The sequence below is a fragment of the Mesorhizobium sp. M0615 genome (assembly GCF_040320805.1).
In the GTDB taxonomy this organism is placed as follows: Bacteria; Pseudomonadota; Alphaproteobacteria; order Rhizobiales; family Rhizobiaceae; genus Mesorhizobium.
In genome coordinates this window covers 395,868-413,805 of record NZ_JAMYQI010000003.1, presented here as the reverse complement: position 1 = coordinate 413,805, position 17,938 = coordinate 395,868, and the positions used below count along the sequence as shown (strand labels likewise).

The 17,938-nt window shown below is 63.3% G+C and carries 22 protein-coding genes, 1 tRNA gene and 1 pseudogene; 7 read left to right on the top strand and 17 right to left on the bottom strand.

Features of this window, described 5'->3' with window-relative positions; all coding sequences use genetic code 11:
• Positions 1-291 precede the first annotated feature (291 nt).
• Positions 292-957, top strand: coding sequence for a hypothetical protein (locus NKI46_RS07260; protein ID WP_352745494.1), 666 nt, complete (start codon positions 292-294; stop codon positions 955-957).
• Between the two features lie 47 nt (positions 958-1,004).
• Here NKI46_RS07260 and NKI46_RS07255 read toward each other — a convergent pair whose 3' ends face one another.
• Positions 1,005-1,304 carry a DUF1236 domain-containing protein gene (locus NKI46_RS07255; RefSeq protein ID WP_023687568.1) on the bottom strand — a complete coding sequence of 100 codons (300 nt, stop codon included), beginning with the start codon at positions 1,302-1,304 and terminating at the stop codon, positions 1,005-1,007.
• Positions 1,305-1,479: 175 nt separating this feature from the next.
• On the opposite strand from NKI46_RS07255, the gene NKI46_RS07250 reads away from it, so the two are divergent.
• The 3 genes from NKI46_RS07250 (at position 1,480) to NKI46_RS07240 (ending at position 2,640) form a co-directional block, all read left to right on the top strand.
• A complete protein-coding gene (locus NKI46_RS07250; RefSeq protein WP_245263031.1) occupies positions 1,480-1,740 on the top strand; it encodes a hypothetical protein in 261 nt (86 codons plus the stop codon).
• A gap of 48 nt (positions 1,741-1,788) precedes the next feature.
• The gene (locus tag NKI46_RS07245; RefSeq protein WP_352745491.1) at positions 1,789-2,097 is read left to right on the top strand and encodes a DUF1236 domain-containing protein; all 309 of its coding nucleotides are present in this window, start codon (positions 1,789-1,791) and stop codon (positions 2,095-2,097) included.
• A 198-nt stretch (positions 2,098-2,295) separates the two neighbouring features.
• Complete coding sequence (locus NKI46_RS07240) at positions 2,296-2,640, top strand: low affinity iron permease family protein (RefSeq protein ID WP_023672069.1); 345 nt, start codon at positions 2,296-2,298, stop codon at positions 2,638-2,640.
• A gap of 101 nt (positions 2,641-2,741) precedes the next feature.
• Here the strand turns inward: NKI46_RS07240 and NKI46_RS07235 are convergent.
• The 9 genes from NKI46_RS07235 to NKI46_RS07195 form a co-directional block, all read right to left on the bottom strand.
• Positions 2,742-2,826, bottom strand: a tRNA-Leu gene (locus NKI46_RS07235).
• A gap of 294 nt (positions 2,827-3,120) precedes the next feature.
• Positions 3,121-3,741 (bottom strand): 2,3-bisphosphoglycerate-dependent phosphoglycerate mutase, encoded by a 621-nt coding sequence (locus NKI46_RS07230; RefSeq protein ID WP_023672068.1) that lies wholly within the window; start codon positions 3,739-3,741, stop codon positions 3,121-3,123.
• 27 nt (positions 3,742-3,768) lie between these two features.
• Positions 3,769-4,590: a 4-hydroxy-tetrahydrodipicolinate reductase gene (dapB, locus tag NKI46_RS07225; protein WP_023819308.1), complete on the bottom strand. Its 822-nt coding sequence runs from the start codon at positions 4,588-4,590 to the stop codon at positions 3,769-3,771.
• On the bottom strand, positions 4,587-6,446 hold the full coding sequence (locus tag NKI46_RS07220) for an ABC transporter ATP-binding protein (protein ID WP_352745488.1): 1,860 nt from the start codon (positions 6,444-6,446) through the stop codon (positions 4,587-4,589). The genes dapB and NKI46_RS07220 overlap by 4 nt, the downstream gene beginning before the upstream one ends.
• A 278-nt stretch (positions 6,447-6,724) precedes the next feature.
• Complete coding sequence (locus NKI46_RS07215) at positions 6,725-7,744, bottom strand: glucokinase (protein ID WP_352519098.1); 1,020 nt, start codon at positions 7,742-7,744, stop codon at positions 6,725-6,727.
• 201 nt (positions 7,745-7,945) lie between these two features.
• A complete protein-coding gene (gene mepA / locus NKI46_RS07210) occupies positions 7,946-9,028 on the bottom strand; it encodes a penicillin-insensitive murein endopeptidase (RefSeq protein ID WP_502896807.1) in 1,083 nt (360 codons plus the stop codon).
• A 46-nt stretch (positions 9,029-9,074) separates the two neighbouring features.
• A complete protein-coding gene (locus tag NKI46_RS07205; RefSeq protein ID WP_352745485.1) occupies positions 9,075-10,004 on the bottom strand; it encodes an SDR family oxidoreductase in 930 nt (309 codons plus the stop codon).
• The gene (queG, locus tag NKI46_RS07200) at positions 10,001-11,155 is read right to left on the bottom strand and encodes a tRNA epoxyqueuosine(34) reductase QueG (protein ID WP_352745482.1); all 1,155 of its coding nucleotides are present in this window, start codon (positions 11,153-11,155) and stop codon (positions 10,001-10,003) included. Before queG ends, NKI46_RS07205 begins: the two co-directional genes overlap by 4 nt.
• On the bottom strand, positions 11,136-11,828 hold the full coding sequence (locus NKI46_RS07195; protein WP_023672063.1) for a glutathione S-transferase family protein: 693 nt from the start codon (positions 11,826-11,828) through the stop codon (positions 11,136-11,138). Before NKI46_RS07195 ends, queG begins: the two co-directional genes overlap by 20 nt.
• 169 nt (positions 11,829-11,997) lie before the next feature.
• Here NKI46_RS07195 and NKI46_RS07190 point away from each other — a divergent pair, with 169 nt between their 5' ends.
• A complete protein-coding gene (locus tag NKI46_RS07190; RefSeq protein ID WP_023745885.1) occupies positions 11,998-12,804 on the top strand; it encodes an undecaprenyl-diphosphate phosphatase in 807 nt (268 codons plus the stop codon).
• A 175-nt stretch (positions 12,805-12,979) separates the two neighbouring features.
• Here NKI46_RS07190 and NKI46_RS07185 read toward each other — a convergent pair whose 3' ends face one another.
• Both NKI46_RS07185 and rsmI read right to left on the bottom strand, forming a co-directional pair.
• The gene (locus NKI46_RS07185; RefSeq protein ID WP_352745479.1) at positions 12,980-13,357 is read right to left on the bottom strand and encodes a YraN family protein; all 378 of its coding nucleotides are present in this window, start codon (positions 13,355-13,357) and stop codon (positions 12,980-12,982) included.
• Complete coding sequence (gene rsmI / locus NKI46_RS07180; RefSeq protein WP_023745883.1) at positions 13,350-14,258, bottom strand: 16S rRNA (cytidine(1402)-2'-O)-methyltransferase; 909 nt, start codon at positions 14,256-14,258, stop codon at positions 13,350-13,352. The genes NKI46_RS07185 and rsmI overlap by 8 nt, the downstream gene beginning before the upstream one ends.
• 172 nt (positions 14,259-14,430) lie before the next feature.
• Between rsmI and NKI46_RS07175 the strand changes: the two genes are divergently transcribed.
• Positions 14,431-14,616 (top strand): hypothetical protein, encoded by a 186-nt coding sequence (locus tag NKI46_RS07175; RefSeq protein WP_023672059.1) that lies wholly within the window; start codon positions 14,431-14,433, stop codon positions 14,614-14,616.
• Between the two features lie 7 nt (positions 14,617-14,623).
• Positions 14,624-14,812, top strand: coding sequence for a hypothetical protein (locus NKI46_RS07170; protein WP_023672058.1), 189 nt, complete (start codon positions 14,624-14,626; stop codon positions 14,810-14,812).
• Between the two features lie 113 nt (positions 14,813-14,925).
• Here NKI46_RS07170 and NKI46_RS07165 read toward each other — a convergent pair.
• The 5 genes and pseudogenes from NKI46_RS07165 to NKI46_RS07145 form a co-directional block, all read right to left on the bottom strand.
• A pseudogene (locus NKI46_RS07165) lies at positions 14,926-15,248 on the bottom strand (low molecular weight protein tyrosine phosphatase family protein).
• A gap of 3 nt (positions 15,249-15,251) precedes the next feature.
• The gene (locus NKI46_RS07160) at positions 15,252-15,623 is read right to left on the bottom strand and encodes a hypothetical protein (RefSeq protein WP_023672057.1); all 372 of its coding nucleotides are present in this window, start codon (positions 15,621-15,623) and stop codon (positions 15,252-15,254) included.
• Between the two features lie 68 nt (positions 15,624-15,691).
• Positions 15,692-16,849, bottom strand: coding sequence for a radical SAM family heme chaperone HemW (hemW, locus tag NKI46_RS07155; RefSeq protein WP_023681230.1), 1,158 nt, complete (start codon positions 16,847-16,849; stop codon positions 15,692-15,694).
• Positions 16,849-17,496 carry an RdgB/HAM1 family non-canonical purine NTP pyrophosphatase gene (gene rdgB / locus NKI46_RS07150; RefSeq protein ID WP_023692946.1) on the bottom strand — a complete coding sequence of 216 codons (648 nt, stop codon included), beginning with the start codon at positions 17,494-17,496 and terminating at the stop codon, positions 16,849-16,851. Before rdgB ends, hemW begins: the two co-directional genes overlap by 1 nt.
• On the bottom strand, positions 17,496-17,906 hold the full coding sequence (locus tag NKI46_RS07145) for a VOC family protein (protein WP_023692947.1): 411 nt from the start codon (positions 17,904-17,906) through the stop codon (positions 17,496-17,498). Before NKI46_RS07145 ends, rdgB begins: the two co-directional genes overlap by 1 nt.
• Positions 17,907-17,938 lie beyond the last annotated feature (32 nt).

Here is a 17,938-nt window from a genome sequence, read left to right as displayed (position 1 = left end):
TGCGGTAGCTGCGGTTCACTCATGCTGATGCCGGCCCGAATGGATCGATCTCCTCCGATCTGGGATATCATATCAATTTTATCTAATCGCCCACTATGAGGGATAGTCGCGAATACAGCCTAATATCGATTATTATCGACAAATCTCGTGATTGCGGGGCGCCATCATTCGAAACGGCGGCTGAAGTCGACTGTAGATCGCTAAGCACATTGACCGCTTTTGACTTCGTACCTCGCCATCGTGGGGGCAAGCACCGAGACTTCACGCCGTGCCTCAAGTTGGAGCTAACTTGTGCGAGCACGCCGCATAGCCCCGCGTTGCAGGGCAAACAGCGCGCCGACCACGCTGGGCTCGGCGGCCGGCCTTGGCGCGCTGGTGGGTCCTTCCCAGGCCGGCGCCCGTACGGTCGATATGGCGATCGCTCGCTACCATCATCCGATCTGCACCAAACTGGCCTCGGTGACATTTCTGACCATAGGCGTGGCGACGCTCTGGACCGGCCTGCCCGGTTCTGCCGGCCGCGGTGATTTTCTATGGCGCCCGCATCGGCTAGCATGGCCGAGTATCGTCACATGCGGCGACATGGTGTTCTGGACGATGCTTGAGCGCGACGCGACCTCGCCAGCGGGCACGCCTTCGACGCCGGCCCGTAGCAGGAATGTGTTCAGCACCAGAACACTTGGGATCAGCGTTGCGGGAGCCTGCACACGTGAGTACTCCGCCTCACAAGCCTTCCGGCTGGTCCTCGAGGACGAACGAAGCTGCAATCAGGTCATCGCCGCTGATGCGGCCACTGCCGCCAACCATGATGGATGCGACTTTCTGAAAGGTCTTCATGTCGGCCTCTGTTATGCGCGCATCGCGCATTCTCGCCCTGAGAGAACCCAGGCGGGTATCAAGGGCTGGCGATGTCTCTACGTCATCGATCATCTTCGATCATCCTGGAGCGCAATGTGAAATCCGCTGCCCGCCGCCATGGCCGGCGGCGGGCGGCAGCTATTCGATCAGTCGTAGACCTTCACAATTTTCCGGGTGCCGGGATCGACCAGGACGGTGCGGTTGTCGACCACGACGTAGCGGTATTTGACGTTGGGAACTTCGTGCAGCTCGACCGTATCAGGCAAGGCACTGCCGACGTTCAGCTCCACGCCCGGGATCTTCACCGAAGCCAGCGGCTGCTTTTTCACATATTCGCGGACGACCGTATCCTGCTCCGGTGTGATGACGACATCCTGAGCTGCGGCGCTGCCGACGCCAGCCAAAAGCAACAAGCCTGCAGCGGCACTTGCAAAGTGGATTTTCATGGTTTTCTCCTCGCGTAATCCGGCGACGGCACCACGCCTGTTCGCCGAGGGACCGAACTTGAGATCAGCCAGATTGTTCCGTGCCTTCAGTCCGCGGCGAACCAGACCAAAGTCGGACATCAGCTAAGACCCAAGTCCCGAGGCGGAACGTTCAAGCGGGGCAGGCGTTTCCCAAATGCAACTAAATAAAACAGGAGAGGAACACATGGCCGACGGCCCAACTGTTGTTAATTCTGGTGGTGGTGGCGGCACTGCGATTGCCGTTGTTCTTGCACTTATTGCAGTCGTAGTATTGCTTATTTTTACCGGCGTCATCAATATCCGCGGCGACGGCGGCAAGGATATCAACGTCAAGGTTGAAGCGCCAAAGGTGGAAGCTCCGGCTGTACCCGCAAAGCCTGCGGCACCTGCCCCAGCCCCTGCGAGTGGCGGCTGATCTGCTCGTATCCACGCTTCCGAACTGACCTATGAAAAGGAAATTCCCATGACCAGATATTTCGTCAGCGCCACTGGCGCCCTCCTCCTTATGGCGGGCATCGGCACCTCGTTTGCCGAGGACGTTATTGTTCTCAAGCCCGAACAACAGACGGTCATTCGCGAATATATCCATAAGCAGAAGCTGGCCTCAGTCAGTTTGCTCGGCGTCGAACTCAATGTCGGCACGGCACTTCCAGACACTGTCGAGCTCCACGCAATCGACGTTCCGGATGTCCGCTACAAGTATACGGTTGTCGGAGATCATGCGGTTCTCGTCGATCCCGACACGCGCAAGGTCGTGCAGATCATCGAATAACGCGCGAGCCCGCCGCTCCGGTCTGGAGCGGCGAGCTGTGGCTGCCCTGTGAAAGTCTACGGGCAGCCTTTTCTCAACGGGAGGATGTCTGATGTTTAGCGACAAGGAAACTTGGGTCCTGGAAGCTGCCTTACTCGCGGCAATTCCAATTTGCGTAGCCGTCACCGCACTAGTGGCATTTTTGACCGCGGCCTGGATATGAATCGCTTCCTGTTTGTGATGGGCGACTTTCTATCCCGGCCACCGGGCTTCTATGTCCTTCTTGTAGCCATGCTGCTCTGTACTGCATTGGTGCCATTCGGCCTGACCAATGTGGTCACCTACGCATTGTCGGTAGCGGCCATCGTGATCACGGGCGTTGTGCTGATCCAGGGTTACCGCGACACGGCCGCCATTCACGCCAAGCTTGATGAGATTATCGTTTCGCTGAATGAGACCAGAAACGATGTCGTCGGCCTGGAGCATGCCGAGCCGGAGGAGATTCGGGAGAAGCTCCAGACACTCGAAGAAGAAGCAATGAAAGCGGTTCGCCCGCCGCATTGACCCTCCGCTGGACTATCTGTCATCCATCAGCAAAAAAGCCCGGGAACCGGGCTTTTTTGCTTCGCGTCTAAATCATTTCGGACTTATCCGAAACGGGAATTTGGTGCCCAGAAGAGGACTCGAACCTCCACTCCTTGCGGAACACGGACCTGAACCGTGCGCGTCTACCAATTCCGCCATCTGGGCTGGTGCGGGCTCATGTAAGCGGGCAAACGATATGTGTCAACGCGCTTTTTCGAGGGCCGCAGCCTGCCGGCTTAGTTTCCCGGGGGTCAACGCCGCCCCTCACCTGCCTGCCGGCATCCTCTCCCCGCACAGTGACGGGGAGAGGGGCGCTCTCATCGGTGATTTTCGCCGGTCACCTGCGTCACAAGAAGAGCGCCGAGGCTGCGGCCAGCCCTTTCTCCCCGTCACTATACGGGGAGAACTGCCCGGCAATGAGGGGCAGCGCCGACTCGGCGAATGCGTTGGCCGAAAACCTCACCCCTCCAGCACGTCCTTCGACGCCACAGTGGAATCGGCGTTGAGCTTGTAGATCACCGGCACGCCGGTGCCGAGCTCGAGCTTGACGATCTCCTCGCCGCTCTTGCCGTCCAGCGCCATGATCAGTGCGCGCAGCGAATTGCCATGCGCGGCGACCAGCACGGTGCCACCCTTCAGCACATGCGACTGCATGTCGTGAAGATAATAGGGCCAGACGCGGGCGCCGGTGTCCTTCAGGCTTTCGCCGCCGGGCGGCGGCACGTCGTAGGAGCGGCGCCAGATGTGCACCTGCTCTTCGCCCCACTTCTGACGCGCGTCGTCCTTGTTGAGACCGGAGAGGTCGCCGTAGTCGCGCTCGTTCAGCGCCTGGTCGCGGATCGTCTTCAAATCGCTCTGGCCGACCGCGTCGAGAATGTGCTGGCAGGTCTTCTGCGCCCGGATCAGCGCCGAGGTGAAGGCAATGTCGAATTTCAATCCGCGTGCCTTGAGCTTCTGGCCGGCTTCCTTGGCCTCCTTGTGGCCCTGCTCGGTAAGGTCGACATCGCGCCAGCCGGTGAACAGGTTCTTCAGGTTCCATTCGCTCTGGCCGTGGCGCACGAGCACGAGAGTTCCCGACATGTTTGCTCCTTCAAAATTATGGATAGTTTAGCTCAAGCCGAGCACGTCCCGCATGGAATAAAGTCCGGGCTTTTTACCGCGCGCCCAGAGCGCGGCCTTGACCGCGCCGCGGGCAAAGATGGCGCGGTCCTCGGCATGGTGCGACAGCGTGATGCGCTCGCCGGTCCCGGCCAGGATGACGCTGTGGTCGCCGACCACCGAGCCACCGCGCAAGCTGGCAAAGCCGATCGTTCCTGGCTTGCGCACGCCGGTATGGCCGTCGCGTGACCGCACATCGTTGCCGGCAAGGGAAATGCCGCGTCCCGCCGCCGCCGCTTCGCCGAGCAGCAAGGCGGTGCCCGAGGGCGCGTCGACCTTGTGCTTGTGATGCATTTCGAGGATCTCGATGTCGAAATCCTCTGGACCGAGCGCGCGCGCGGCCTGCTCGACCAGCACCGCCAGAAGATTGACGCCGAGGCTCATATTGCCGGATTTGACGATCGTCGCGTGGCGCGCCGCGGCCTCGATCCTGGTGTCGTCTTCCGCCGAGCAGCCGGTGGTGCCGATGACATGGGCAATGCGTGCCTGCGCGGCATAGCCTGCGAATTCGACGGTGGCTGCCGGCATGGTGAAATCGAGCACGCCGTCGGCCTTGGCGAACACCGGCAGCGGATCGTCGCCGATCGTCACATTGATGATGCCGATGCCGGCAAGCTCGCCCGCATCCCTGCCGAGATAGGGCGATCCGGTTCGTTCGACCGCGCCGACGACGCGGGCGCCTGGGATCGAATGGATGGCGCGGATCAGCGTCTGGCCCATGCGGCCGGCCGCCCCCACCACCACCAGGCCCATTTCGCTGGATTCGCTCATGCTGTTCTCCCCACCGCCTTCTTGGCGCGGCTGCGCCGGACCGGAGTTTGGACGGGCTTCGAGTCGTCGACAAGCCCCAGTCCGTTCTTGCCTTGAATGCGGTGGAAGCGGGCGTAGACACTGTTTGGATCGGCCATCAGTGCGGCATGGGTGCCTTCCTCGACCAGGCGCCCCTCTTCAAGCACGATAATGTGGTCGGCGTTGACGACCGTCGACAGGCGATGCGCTATCACGATGGTGGTGCGCCCTTCCATCACATGGGTCAGGGCCTCCTGGACGCGCGCCTCGGCCTCGTTGTCGAGCGCCGAGGTCGCTTCGTCGAGCAAAAGGATCGGCGCGTTGCGCACGATCGCCCGGGCAATCGAGACGCGCTGGCGCTGGCCGCCGGAAAGTGTCGAGCCGCCCTCGCCGACGGGCGTGTCGTAGCCCTGCGGCTGCTGACGGATGAACTCGTCGGCCGCCGCCAGCACCGCCGCCCGCTCGATCTCGGCGTCGGTCGCCGAAAGTCGGCCAAAACGGATGTTGTCGCGTATGCTGCCTTCGAACAGATAGGGCGCCTGCGAGACATAGGCGATCGAGCCGCGCAGCGAGTGCTTGGTGACTTTGGAAATGTCCTGGCCATCGATCTCGATCGAACCCTTGTCGACATCGTAGAAGCGCTGCAGCAGCGCCACGAGCGTCGTCTTGCCGGCACCCGAGGCCCCGACCACCGCCGTAACCTTGCCGGCCGCGGCGGTGAAACTCAGGTTCCTGATCACCGGCATGTCGGCGCTGTAGCCGAACGTCACATTGTCGAAGCGAACCTCGCCGGTGGTGATCCTGGCTTCGACCGCGTCGGGCGCATCGCCCTGTTTAGGCTCCAGGTCGAGCAGCTCGTAAATCATCCGGGCGTTGACCAGGGCACGTTCCATACCGACCTGCGTACGAGCCAGGCGCCGTGCCGGATCGTAGGCCATGATCAGCGCGGTGATGAAGGAAAACACAGCGCCTGGTGGTTGTCCGAGCACCAGCGCCCGGTAGCCGGAATAGGCAAGGACAGAGGTAATGGCGAGACCGCCCAAAATCTCGGAAATCGGCGACAGCCGCTCCGCGACCCGGGCGATCTTGTTGTTACGTTGCTCGGCCTTATCGGCCATGATGCCGATCCGGCGCGCCAGCTCGGCTTCCAGGGTGAAGGCCTTGACGATGGCGATGCCTTGCGTGGCCTCCTGTACGGACCCGTTCAGCCGCGAGTTGATCAGCACCGATTCCCGGTTGATGCGCCGCAATCGGCGGGTGATGTAGACGACGGCCCAGATCAGCGGCGGCCCGATCAGCAGCGAGCTGAGCGACAACACCGGATCCTGGTAGATCATGACGCCAACGAGGGCGATCAGCGAGACCGCGTCGCGGCTGATGGAGGTCAGCGTCAGCGACAGCAGATCGCGAACGCCGCCGACATTCTCGTTGACCTGTGCCGCCAGCCGACCGGAACGCGTATCGTTGAAGAAGTCGACGCCGAGCTTCATCAGGTGGTCGAAGCTGCGCTTCTGGTAGCGGGCGACCAGATTGTTGCCGATCTTGGCCAACGCGACCGCCTGGCCGTAACCGGCGAAGCCGCGCAGCACGGAGGCGGCCATGATCCCGGCGCAGATCCAGACGATCATGTCGCCGCGTCGTTCGTAGAAGATCTCGTTGATCATCGGGGCCATGATCCACGCCGTGAAGGCGGTGGTGGCGGAAACAATCAGCAGGCAGCCGACGGCAACGACATAGGTCCAGCGATATTCACTACCGTTTTCGGCCAGGATGCGGCGCAGCACCGCAGTGACCTCAGCTGGCTGGACTTTCAGTTTGAGTGGACTTTGAGCGGTCAAATCGCGGGCGCTTCGTGGTTTGCTAGAGCATGATGCCGAGAAGTGTGAAGCGGTTTTCGGACGACATCATGCTCTATCTCTTTGATTTAGAGCCGGATGATTTCAGGTCGATTCGATCTGAAATCAACCGGCATCTAGGGATGCCAGGCTGGAATTCGGCCCCCTCTTAGCGCCCCGGCTACGGCTTGCCTATGGCGAAACTTCGTCGCGGCTCGAGGTCAGGGTCACGAAAGCGGCAGCCATTTCCAGGAACAGACCCATGTTCGGGACGAAATGGATTACGTGCGCCAGCGCCGCCCCGCGGTCTGGACGCCGAACAGCGACGGGTTGCGGGCATAGGCGGCAAGGCCCAGAAGCGCTGCCAGCGGGTGGGTGATGACATAGACCGGCATCGAGGCCATCAGCGCGCTGTGCGGCGCTTTGTCCTCGAAGGCGGCACGGAAACTGCCTTCCTTCAGTGCCGGAACGATCTTTTGCGCGATGCCGCCGGTCAAAAACACGCCGCCGCGGCTCATGAACACCAGCGCGAGGTCGCCGGCGGTGCGGCCGAGGCAGGTGACGAACAGCGCCAGCGCTTCCTCGGCAACCGGGTCGGTCTTGGCCAGCGCCGCCCCGGTGATTTCGGCCGGCGTGGTGAACGGCGCCGGCTTGCCGTCGGCCTTGGCGACCGCCCGGTAGACATTGACCAGACCGCGCCCGCACAGGATCTGCTCGCCCGAAATGCGGCCGTCCAGCTTTTCGATATGCGGGAACACCTCGAAATCGCGCGGCGTCCGCGGACCGATATCCATATGGCCGCCTTCGCCAGGCACTGGGATCCAGTGGTGGAGGGCATGAACCAACCCGGCGACGCCGAGGCCGGTGCCGGGGCCGAGCACGACGCGTCCGGCATTCTCCTCCGGCGTGCCGCCGCCGATCTTTTCCATATGCTCTTCGCCGAGCGCCACGACGGCCAGCGCCTGCGCCTCGAAATCGTTGAGCACGACGATGTCGCCCAGGCCCAGATTGGCAAACATCTGCTTCGGCTTCACCACCCAGGGACAGTTGGTAAGCGGGATCTCGTCGCCATCGACTGGTCCGGCGATCGCCAGCACTGCCGAATTCGGCCGGATGGACGACCGGTCGAGCACCGCCGCCTGGATCGCCTCGTCTATGGTGGCGAAATTGGCGGTTTGCACGATATGCGGCTCACCGGCTTCCGAATTTGCGTCGAGCACGATCGAAAAGCGCGCATTGGTGCCGCCGATGTCGCCGATCAGCACTGGAAACCGCAACGCGGTGTCGTCGTCGCCTGACATGCTCTTGCTCGTCCCCTTTGCGGCGCCGTTGCGACCGTTTCAATCGCCCGGTTTTTCAATCGCCCGGTTTTTCAATCGCCCGGTTTTTCAATCGCCCGGTTTTCAATCGCCCGGTTTTCAATCGCCCCGGGTTTCAATCGCCCCGGTTTTCAATCGATTGACTAGCGCATGGCCCCGGAAAGGGAAAGCGTCAGTTCGCCATCACTGTCCGACGTTTGCCGGCGGCCGTCGCCTTGGCAGGGGAATGCCGATCTCCGGCGTGGCGGTGAAGGCGTTGGCTGCGTTTGGCAAGCCGCCCGCATTGCCCGCAATAGGCGGAGGCGCGTCGGGTTCCGGCGCCCTGGCGGCCATCGGCACGCCGCCACCGCGATAGGTGACGGCTTCCGCCGAGTCGGCATCGGGCTGGTCGAGCACGAACTGGCATTGTTTCGGCAGGTTCGCCATCGTCATCAGGTCGCGCGCCTTGGGCGCGTCCGGGTTCTTGTTGGGCCGCCACGGCTCCTCGGTAAACCACCAGGCCAGCGGCTTGCCGCAGCCGTCGTCGTCGGGCGTCGCTTCCTGCCCCTTGCAGTTGGGCGAGCCCGGCTGGCAGCCGATGCGGATGTGGAAATGATAGTCATGGCCCCAGAACGGCCGGATTTTTCTCAGCCAGGTACGGTCGCCGGTGACGGTGTCGCACAGCTTCTTCTTGATCCCAGGATTGACCAGGATGCGCTCGACTTCCGGATAGCTCGCCGCGCGCTTCAACAGCTTGGTATGCATCGGCTTCCACAGCCTGTCCTTCACCAGATGCGTCTTGTCGTCGACCATCAGCGTGGCGCTGATGTTTTCGCGCTCCTGGGTCGTAAGCTTGCGGTCGGGCATCGGCGTCAGCCAGATGTCGGCGTCGAGGCCGATCTGGTGCGAGGCGTGCCCGGTCAGCATCGGGCCGCCGCGCGGCTGCGAAATGTCGCCGATCAGAAGCCCCGGCCAGCCGTCGGCGGCGGCATCGCGCGACAGCTTCTCGATCAGCGCAATCATCGTTGGATGACCCCAGCGCCGGTTGCGCGAGGGACGCATCACCTCCCAGTTCTGGCCGTCCATCGGAATGGCGACGCCGCCAGTGAAGCAGCCCTTTGAATAGAAGCCGAAGGATTGCGCCGCAGCCACCGCCGGCAGCTTCTTGGCGCCGAACAGGTCTTTTGCCCGTGGCTCGGCCGTGATTGCGCCCGCCACCAGCCCGGCCAGCGCCACGATCGCCAGCGCCGCCGTCAGGAACGGCCGTCTGCCGGTCAAGGATCGCATCGAAATCGTCATGAACCCAACTGCAAAAGTCCGCAACACAATCGAATCATATCACCCTCGGGCTCGCGTTTCGATTATCTACCTTCATCGGGCTGCGCGGCTCGCCGTCGCGCCAGCTGCCGTCGGCCCACATCCGATCGAACGCCTGGCGGTAGTCCGGATAGCGGAACCGGTAGCCCGCTGCCTTGATCGCGGCGTTGGCGACGCGCTTGTTCTCGCCATAGAAGGACCGCGCCATGGGCGAAAGTTGGGCGGTCTCGAAAGGAATCTCCGGCGGCGGCTCGACGCCCATCAGCGAAGCGGCATAGGTGACGACATCCTGCGGCGGCGCCGGTTCGTCATCGGTGACGTTGAAAATGCCTGATGTATTGCCACCGATGAGGTGCCAGAGCGCGCCGGCGATGTCGTCGCAATGGATGCGGTTGAACACCTGGCCGGGCTTGACCAGCCGCCGCGCCGTGCCGTTTTCCAGATTGACCAGCGCGTTGCGTCCTTGCCCGTAAATGCCGGAAAGCCGCAGGATCGCCACCGGCTTGCCGGTATCGAGGCCAAGCTGCAGCCAGTCTCGCTCGGCCGCCACTCGCATCGACGAGCGTTTCGACACCGGCCGGCACTCGGCCGTTTCATCGACCCAGGCGCCGTCATAATTGCCATAGACGCCGACGGTCGAAAGATAGCCGATCCAGCGAAGCGCCGGCATCGCCTCGATCGCCTTGCGCGCGGCGAGAAGCACAGGGTCGCCGGCCTCCTCCGGTGCCACGGAGACGACGAGATGGGTGGTGGTCTCCAGCGTTTCGCCGATTTCAGGTGTCAGGGCGCCGTGAAACAGCAGCGGCGCGATGCCGGCCTGACGCAATGCCTCGAATTTCTCGGCCGAGCGCGTGGTGCCGAAGATCGTAATCGCCTCCGCATTGGCCCGTGCAAAGGCTTTGCCCGAATAGCCGGCGCCGAAGATAAAAACCTGTTTTTCGCTCATGCGTGCGCCTCAATTGGCAATGCGGACAGCCATTCGTCCTGCACTGTCGTGTCGGTTTCGGTTTTCAAGTAGATCGCCGCCTGCCCGTTGAATTCGGCGGCCGTCACCAGCCGCGCCAGCGCCCAGATCGCCGCGCCGCGCACCAGCGGCGAGGCGTCGCCAAGGAGGGTGCGGACAGGGTCAGCCAGCAAAGTATCGCCGGAATTGCCGGCGGCAACCAGCACGTTTCGGACAAAACGATCGCGGCCGATGCGCTTGATCGGCGAGCCCGAGAAGAAAGACCGGAACGCCGTGTCGTCCAGCTGCAACAGCTCGCCGAGCGGCGGCTCGCGCAGTTCGTCGCGGGCAGCAAGCTTGGCTTCCGAAGCGGCGCGGGCAAACTTGTTCCACGGGCAGGCGGCGAGACAATCGTCGCAGCCATAGACGCGGTTGCCGATCTTTTCGCGGAATTCTTGCGGGATGGGCCCCTTGTTCTCGATGGTCAGGTAGGAGATGCAGCGCCGGGCATCGAGCCGGTAGGGCGCCGGAAAGGCGTCGGTCGGGCAGGCGTCGAGACAGGCGCGGCAGGAACCGCAATGGTCTACCTCGGTCGAATCTGGCGTGAGCTCCGCCGTGGTGAAGATGGTGCCGAGAAACAGCCAGGAGCCGTGCTCGCGGCTGACCAGATTGGTGTGCTTGCCTTGCCAGCCGAGCCCGGCGGCCTCAGCCAGCGGCTTTTCCATCACGGGCGCCGTATCGACGAAAACCTTCACGTCGCCGCCGGCCCGCGCGACGATCTTGCCGGCGATCTCCTTCAGCCGGCCCTTCATCACCTCGTGATAGTCGCGGTTTTGCGCATAGACCGAGATCGCGCCGAGATCGCGCCTTGCCTGCAGCGCACGCGGATCGTGGTCGGGGCCGTAATTCATTGCCAGCACGATGATCGAGCGCACCTCGGGCCACAGCGTCGAAGGCTCGCTGCGGCGTTGAAGCGTCTCCGCAATCCACGCCATCGAACCGTGAAAACCATCGGCGACGAATTCTGCCAATCTGGCAGGCGCCAGCGGGATCGCGTCAGGCGTGGTGACGGCAACCGCATCGAAGCCGGCGCGCCGCGCCTCGGCGTCGATCAGCGCGCGCAGGGTTTGGCTTCTAGAAGTCGAGGTCCGCATAATGCGAAACCGGCGACAGGCCGCGAACCCGGTCGGAGAGCAGCGGCCGGAACGACGGCCGCGATTTCACCCGCGTGTACCATTCGCGCGCCGCGGCATGCTCGCGCCAATCGATCTCGCCGAGATAATCCAGCACCGACAGCGTCGCCGCTGCCGCCAGGTCGGCATAGGTGACCTTGCTGCCGGCCAGCCAATGACGGGTGCCGGCCAGCCAGTTGGTGTACTTCATGTGCTGGCGAATGTTGGCGCGCGCCGCGCGGATCGCCGCCGAATCGGGGGAACCGCCGCCCGCCGTTTCCGGCATCACCGGCTTCAGCACGCGCTCGCGCACCAGATGCCGGGTCACTTCGCTCTCGGCCTTGTTGAGATACCAGTCGGTCAGGCGGCGGATTTCGGCGCGCTGCATCGGGTCTTCCGCAAACAGGCGCTTGTCGCGCTTCAGGACACCACGTGTTTCGTCGAGATATTCAGCGATCACCATGGCGCCGACGATCGGCACGTCGCCTTCGGCCAGCAGGATAGGCAAGGTGCCGGCGGGGTTCAGCGCCAAAAACTCCTTGCGCCGCGTCCACGGTTTTTCCTCGATCAGCGCCAGCTCCTCGCCATATTCGCCGAAGGCGAGGCGCACGAAGCGGCAGGTGGCGAACATCGGGTGATGGAAAAGCGTCAGCATGATTCCGCGATATTAAGGCGCACTGGCGAATCGCCGTCCGCACCGGTAAGTCTTGGCGGCCCGTCATGCGGCCGTCACGGTGCTGCGACCTATAGGGGGACTTCCGCGCCGTGACAAGCAAGCCCTTTTGCCAGCCGTTTCCTTCCGTCCCTTGAATGCCGAGGTTGCCATGGATAGCCACACCATCGTCGAAGCCCTGCTGCTCGGCCTGCTGGAGGGGCTGACCGAGTTCATCCCGGTCTCCTCGACCGGCCATATCCTGCTCGCCGGCCATTTCCTCGGCTTCCATTCCACCGGCAAGGCGTTCGAGATCCTGATCCAGCTCGGCGCCATCCTGGCGATCCTCAGCGTCTATTTCCGCCGTCTGTGGCAGATGCTGCTCGACCTGCCGCATGATCGGCTGACGCGGCATTTCGTCATCGGCATCCTGATTGCCTTCCTGCCGGCCGCCATCATCGGCGCGCTGGCGCATGATTTCATCAAGACGGTGCTGTTCGAATCGCCAAGGCTGATCTGCATCATGCTGATCATCGGCGGCGTCGTGCTGCTGGTCGTCGACCGCATGAAGCTGCAGCCGGTCTACCGCGACGTCGAGCGCTTCCCGACAAGGCTTTATTTGCAAATCGGCCTGTTCCAGTGCCTGTCGCTGATCCCCGGGACGTCGCGCTCCGGTTCGACCATCGTCGGCGCGCTGCTGCTGGGCGTCGACAAGCGCGCGGCGGCGGAATTCTCCTTCTTCCTCGCCATACCGACCATGGTCGGCGCCTTCGCCTTCGATCTGTTCAAGAACCGCAACGTGCTGAGCAGCGCCGATCTGCCGATCATCGCCATCGGCTTCGTCGCCGCCTTCGTTACCGCGCTGATCGTCGTGCGCTTCCTGCTCGATTACGTCTCGCGCAACGGCTACTCGCTCTTCGGCTGGTGGCGCCTGGTGGTGGGCACTGTGGGGTTGGTGGCGCTGATGATCTGGGGGTGAGCTTTACCCTCCCCCTTGTGGGGGTCCGAAGGACGGGCGAGACAGGCGGCTCGCCCCGGTCAGTCGATCCGCAAAGCGGATCGGGGTGGGGGTCGGCGCCACACCCCCGCCCCGTTTCGCCAACGACGCGTCGCTTGCTCACCGACCCTCCCCACAAGGGGGAGGGTAAAGGCCGCTAACTCCTCCCATAAAACGCGTTCTCGACATGCACAGGCCAGCGCCAGGGCAGCACCGCGATCATGTCGAAGCGCATCGACAATCTGCCATAATCCGGTTGGCGCGACAGCCAGATGTCGGCCGCGCCCTCGATGCGGCGCTCCGATTCGTGGCCAATCGCCTCCATCGCTTCCATCAGCGTGCGCCGCGCCTTGACCTCGACGAACAGCACCAGGTCGCCGCGCCTGGCGATCAGGTCGATCTCGCCGAAGCGGGTGCGATGCCGGCGGGCGAGGACGCGATAACCTTTCAGCATCAGCGCCGCCGCCGCCAGCCACTCGCCGCGATGGCCGCGCCGATAGGCTTTTTGGCGGCTGGCGGCCGGGCGCTCAGCCACCTTCGCCTTCTCCAACCGCATCCCTGAGTTCCAGCAGCCGGCGGTAGAGCGACTGCTTCTGCCCGCCTGTCATCTTCGCCGCTTCCGCCGCCGCCTTGGACGCCGGCATTTCGGCGGCCAGCGACAGCAGCAGCCTGTCGATGTCGGCGGGTTGGTCGGCCTTGATCTCGGCGGGCCCGACGCAGATGACGATCTCGCCCTTCGGCGTGTCAGCCGCCGCATAGTGGTCGGCCAGCGCCTGCAGCGTTCCCGTCCGCATCTCTTCAAAAGTCTTGGTCAGCTCGCGGCCGATGGCGGCCTTGCGCCCACCACCCAGCGCCTCGACCATCGCAAGCAGCGTATCGGCCAGCCGGCGTGGCGACTCGAAGAAGATCAGCGTTGCCGGCACCGTCTTGAAGGTCTCCAGCCTGGTCAGCCGCTGCCCAGATTTCACCGGCAAAAACCCCGCAAACAGGAAGGCGTCGGACGGCAGGCCCGACGCAGTCAGCGCCGCCAGCGGCGCCGATGGGCCGGGGATCGGCACCACGCGCAGGCCGTGCTCCAGCGCTTCGCCGACCAGCCGGTAGCCTGGGTCGGAGATCAGCGGCGTGCCGGCATCCGAAATCAGCGCCACGCTCTGCCCGGCCTCGAGTGCTGCGATCAGCTTCGGTCCCGCCTCGCCGGCATTGTGTTCGTGATAGGCGGTTGTGCGCCTGCGGATGCCGTAGCGGTCGAGCAGCACGCGTGAGACGCGGGTGTCCTCGCAGGCGACTATGTCGGCGGCAGCCAGCGTTTCCAAGGCGCGCAGCGTGATGTCGGAGAGGTTGCCGATCGGCGTCGCCACCAGATACAGCGCCGGCGCCAGCGGCCGGACTGCGACCTCGGTCTGCCCGATCACATAGCTGCGTTTCTCGCCGGTCACCGGGTCTCTCCATTTCGCCCTGTTTGGCATGGCGCGCGCCGGGTTGCAAAACTCCCGAACGTCGGGCCAAACCTGACGCCGATGTAACCCGGCGGCCATGTCTTTGCCACAGTGGGGAACGAAAGCGTGGCTGGCGGATTGAATACCTGAGTCTCTTGAGGAGGAGGACAGGATGGACAGCCTGGAATTGCAGGACGTTTTCGAGCCCTATTATGCCGAGCGCAAGCGCTTCACTGCGCGAAAGGGCAAGCGTGCGCTCGCCGAAAGCGACACCGGCCTGGCCAGTCGGACGGCCACCGCCTTGCCGACGAATGTCAGGCTTTCGGACAACAAACCGGACAGCACGACGGAGCACTGACCGTACGATGCCCAATCGTTTCGATATCTTCATCACCCGTCTTGAAACGAAGAGCGCCCGCGAAGGCGCGCCGCCGCATCCGATGAACGACCAGAACAGCGTCCGCCGGGACAAGAGCGACGCCAAGCCGGCCCGGACCGGAGAGGCGCATGCCGAGAAACACCGCGGCAAGCGCCGCTTCAAGCACGACGCTTGACCTTCGCGATTGGCGAGGACCACCCTCACTTCGTCATCACGGGCGAGCAAGGAGCGAAGCGACGCGGCGCAGACTCGAGGATGACGAACGCGTGGTTACGAAGCCCCCATAGTTCAATCGAGATATCGCGAAGCCCGTGCCTTCAGAAGGTCGATCAACTCCGGATCCATGGATCCGTAGTCATCCGGGATGTCGAGGCAGATGACGCGGGCCTTCTTCAGGCTCTCCTTGAATTCTTCTGCAGCTTGGTGCGGTGCGCTTTTTCCATCACGAAGACGATGTCGGCCCAGGCGACCAGTTCATGCGTCAGCGGCGTGTCTGCATCGTGATTGGTGCCGGCCGACTCGACCTCGATATCCCTACGTTTGGAGAACACCTGCTCGGCGGTCGGGCTGCGCAAGCGGTTCTGGCTGCAGACGAACAGGACGTTCTTCACCGACTACTCATCCCAGATCTTACGCAGATTTTTGCTGAGAGGGATGTACTGATCAAATGTGAGTCCATTCAGATCAAACTCGAGCAACTCATCCTTGGCGATTCCGCGAAGCTTATTTCCAATATATGTTATGAAACTGAGGACAACGCTGAATTCGCTCAAGTGGGTCAATTTTAGTTTCGATGTGACCGTTGCGTTCCTGATGAAAATCGCCTGAGCCTCAAAGAGGTCGTCTTGCTCTGGAGATCTCAAGATTTCGGTCAATCCAAACTCGAACACATCATCCGTGTTCAATGTCATCAAGGTCTCGTGGATCAGGAACGTCATCGCAGGAGTCACCTCGGATGCGGCGCTGGCACGCCAGCGGTTCAACAAGTCGACTTTCTAACATCCTTGCTCAAGCCGATAAATCGTCCAACAGCCCGGCCATTTGCCCTGTGGGCTCACCGCGCCAAATCCGCCACCACGGCATCGAGCACGATCATGCCGGCTGGCGTGGCGCGTAGCCTGGCATTGCCGATCGGCGCCACCAGCCCCTCATCCTGCAGCACGGTCAGCCGGGCGCTCGACAGGCCGCGCCCGGAAAACGCCTCGTAGCGGGAAAGGTCGATGCCTTCGGCCAACCTCAGCCCCATCAGCAGGAACTCGTCGGCCTCTTCGGAGCGCGTCAGGATCTCGCCGCCGGTGACGCCATGGCCCCTGGCCTCCACCAGATTGGCCCAGGTCTCCGGCATCCGCTCGGCGATCGTCACGGTGCGGTGGCCGTTCTCGATAAAGCGGCCATGCGCGCCCGGTCCGACGCCGACATATTCGCCATAGCGCCAATAGGTCAGATTGTGCCGGCTCTCGGCGCCCGGCCTGGCGTGGTTGGAAATCTCATAGGCCGGCAGGCCATGCGCTGCGGTGATCTCCTGCGTCAGCGCATAGAGATCGGCGGCCCGGTCATTATCGGGGATGATGAATTTGTTCGCCGCATGAAGGGCATGGAACGGCGTGCCTTCCTCGATGGTCAGCTGGTAGAGCGACAGATGGTCGGCGGCATGGCCGATCGCCTGTTCGAGCTCCGCCTGCCAGTCGTCCAGCGTCTGGCCGGGGCGGGCGTAGATCAGGTCGAAGGAAAGTCTTGGGAATATGTCCCGTGCCAGGCCAATTGCATGCAGCGCCTCGTCGACATTGTGCAGCCGGCCGAGGAAGCGCAGATCCTTGTCGTTCAGCGCCTGCACGCCGAGCGACACACGGTTGACGCCGGCGGCGCGGTAGCCGCGAAATCGCTCGGCCTCGACCGAGGACGGATTGGCTTCCAGCGTCACCTCGATGCCGTCGGGCACCGTCCAGTTCTTCGCCACGGCGTCCAGCACCGCCGCCACCGTCTGCGGCTGCATCAGCGACGGTGTGCCGCCGCCGAGAAAGATACTGGTCACTTCGCGCGGCCCGGTCCGCTCGCTCATGGTCTTCAGCTCGTTCTCGAAGGCGCGGGCAAAGCGCTCCTGGTCGACCGGCTGGTGACGGACATGGCTGTTGAAGTCGCAATACGGGCATTTGGCGGCGCAGAACGGCCAATGGATGTAGACCCCGAAGCCCGGGCTGCGGTCCAGCGACATTAAGCTGAGCCTAACCTGGCGCGGGCGAATTTCTGGAAGGCGCGGGCGCGGTGCGACAGCGCCGTCGGCTGACCGGGCTTCCAGCCGTGTTTTTCCTCAGCGCTCATCTCGCCGAACGTCTTGTCGAAACCGTCGGGCAAAAACACCGGGTCGTAGCCGAAGCCCAGTTCGCCGCGCGGCGGCCACACCAGCGTTCCCTCAGCTTCGCCGCGATAATATTCAGCCTCGCCATTGGGGAAGGCCAGGCAGATGACGGCGACGAACCGCCCCTTGCGCTGCGCTGGCTTGGCGGCGCCGACCTCCTGCAAGGCCACTTCGGTGCGCTGCATGGCCATCCCGAAGTCGCGGCTGCCATCGGGAGCTTCGGCCCAATTGGCGGTGTAGACGCCGGGGGCGCCGTCGAGCGCGTCGACGCACAGGCCCGAATCGTCCGACAGCGCCGGCAGGCCGGTCGCCTTAGCCGCGGCGAAGGCCTTGATGTAGGCGTTTTCCTCGAAGGTGGTGCCGGTCTCCTCCGGTTCCGGCAGGCCGTAGTCCTTGGCCGACTTCGCCTCGAAGCCGAACGGACCCATCAAATCGGCGAATTCGCGCAGCTTGCCTTCATTGTGGCTGGCAACGACGATCTTCTTTCCATCGAGAGAATGCATCAAAGGCCCCAGATCCTTGGCTCGGCGAATTCGATCGAATTGCCCGAGGGGTCGCGTATGTAGATCGAGCGCCCGCCCTGCGGCCATTCGAATTCGCTTTCGATGGCGATGTTTTTCGCCTCAAGTTGCGCCTTCCACTGTGCGAGTTCATCCTCACTTGCGGCAAAGCAGAGATGGCCCTCGCCGACCGTGCCATGCGGCGGCACTTTCAGCCGCGCATCGGGCGCCGGCGGGATTTTGGTGGCTTCGGCGTTGAAGATGAGCAGCACGCCCGGGCCGCAGCGGAAGAAGAGATGGCGGCCGTCGACCTTGCCGAGGAGAGGGAGGCCGAGGACGTTGGAGTAGAAGGCTTCGGCAGCGGCGAGATCCGTGACGTAAAGCGCTGACTCAAGAATAGCGGAGGGTTGCATCAGGCACCCCCCTCTGCCCTGCCGGGCATCCC

Coding starts and splice junctions, on each gene's coding strand:
- NKI46_RS07255 (WP_023687568.1), bottom strand. CDS start 1,304: ATGAAAATCCACTTTGCAAGTGCCGCTGCAGGCTTGTTGCTTTTGGCT.
- NKI46_RS07250 (WP_245263031.1), top strand. CDS start 1,480: ATGCAACTAAATAAAACAGGAGAGGAACACATGGCCGACGGCCCAACT.
- NKI46_RS07245 (WP_352745491.1), top strand. CDS start 1,789: ATGACCAGATATTTCGTCAGCGCCACTGGCGCCCTCCTCCTTATGGCG.
- NKI46_RS07240 (WP_023672069.1), top strand. CDS start 2,296: ATGAATCGCTTCCTGTTTGTGATGGGCGACTTTCTATCCCGGCCACCG.
- NKI46_RS07230 (WP_023672068.1), bottom strand. CDS start 3,741: ATGTCGGGAACTCTCGTGCTCGTGCGCCACGGCCAGAGCGAATGGAAC.
- dapB (WP_023819308.1), bottom strand. CDS start 4,590: ATGAGCGAATCCAGCGAAATGGGCCTGGTGGTGGTGGGGGCGGCCGGC.
- NKI46_RS07215 (WP_352519098.1), bottom strand. CDS start 7,744: ATGTCAGGCGACGACGACACCGCGTTGCGGTTTCCAGTGCTGATCGGC.
- mepA (WP_502896807.1), bottom strand. CDS start 9,028: ATGCGATCCTTGACCGGCAGACGGCCGTTCCTGACGGCGGCGCTGGCG.
- NKI46_RS07205 (WP_352745485.1), bottom strand. CDS start 10,004: ATGAGCGAAAAACAGGTTTTTATCTTCGGCGCCGGCTATTCGGGCAAA.
- queG (WP_352745482.1), bottom strand. CDS start 11,155: ATGCGGACCTCGACTTCTAGAAGCCAAACCCTGCGCGCGCTGATCGAC.
- NKI46_RS07195 (WP_023672063.1), bottom strand. CDS start 11,828: ATGCTGACGCTTTTCCATCACCCGATGTTCGCCACCTGCCGCTTCGTG.
- NKI46_RS07190 (WP_023745885.1), top strand. CDS start 11,998: ATGGATAGCCACACCATCGTCGAAGCCCTGCTGCTCGGCCTGCTGGAG.
- NKI46_RS07175 (WP_023672059.1), top strand. CDS start 14,431: ATGGACAGCCTGGAATTGCAGGACGTTTTCGAGCCCTATTATGCCGAG.
- NKI46_RS07170 (WP_023672058.1), top strand. CDS start 14,624: ATGCCCAATCGTTTCGATATCTTCATCACCCGTCTTGAAACGAAGAGC.
- hemW (WP_023681230.1), bottom strand. CDS start 16,849: ATGTCGCTGGACCGCAGCCCGGGCTTCGGGGTCTACATCCATTGGCCG.
- rdgB (WP_023692946.1), bottom strand. CDS start 17,496: ATGCATTCTCTCGATGGAAAGAAGATCGTCGTTGCCAGCCACAATGAA.
- NKI46_RS07145 (WP_023692947.1), bottom strand. CDS start 17,906: ATGCAACCCTCCGCTATTCTTGAGTCAGCGCTTTACGTCACGGATCTC.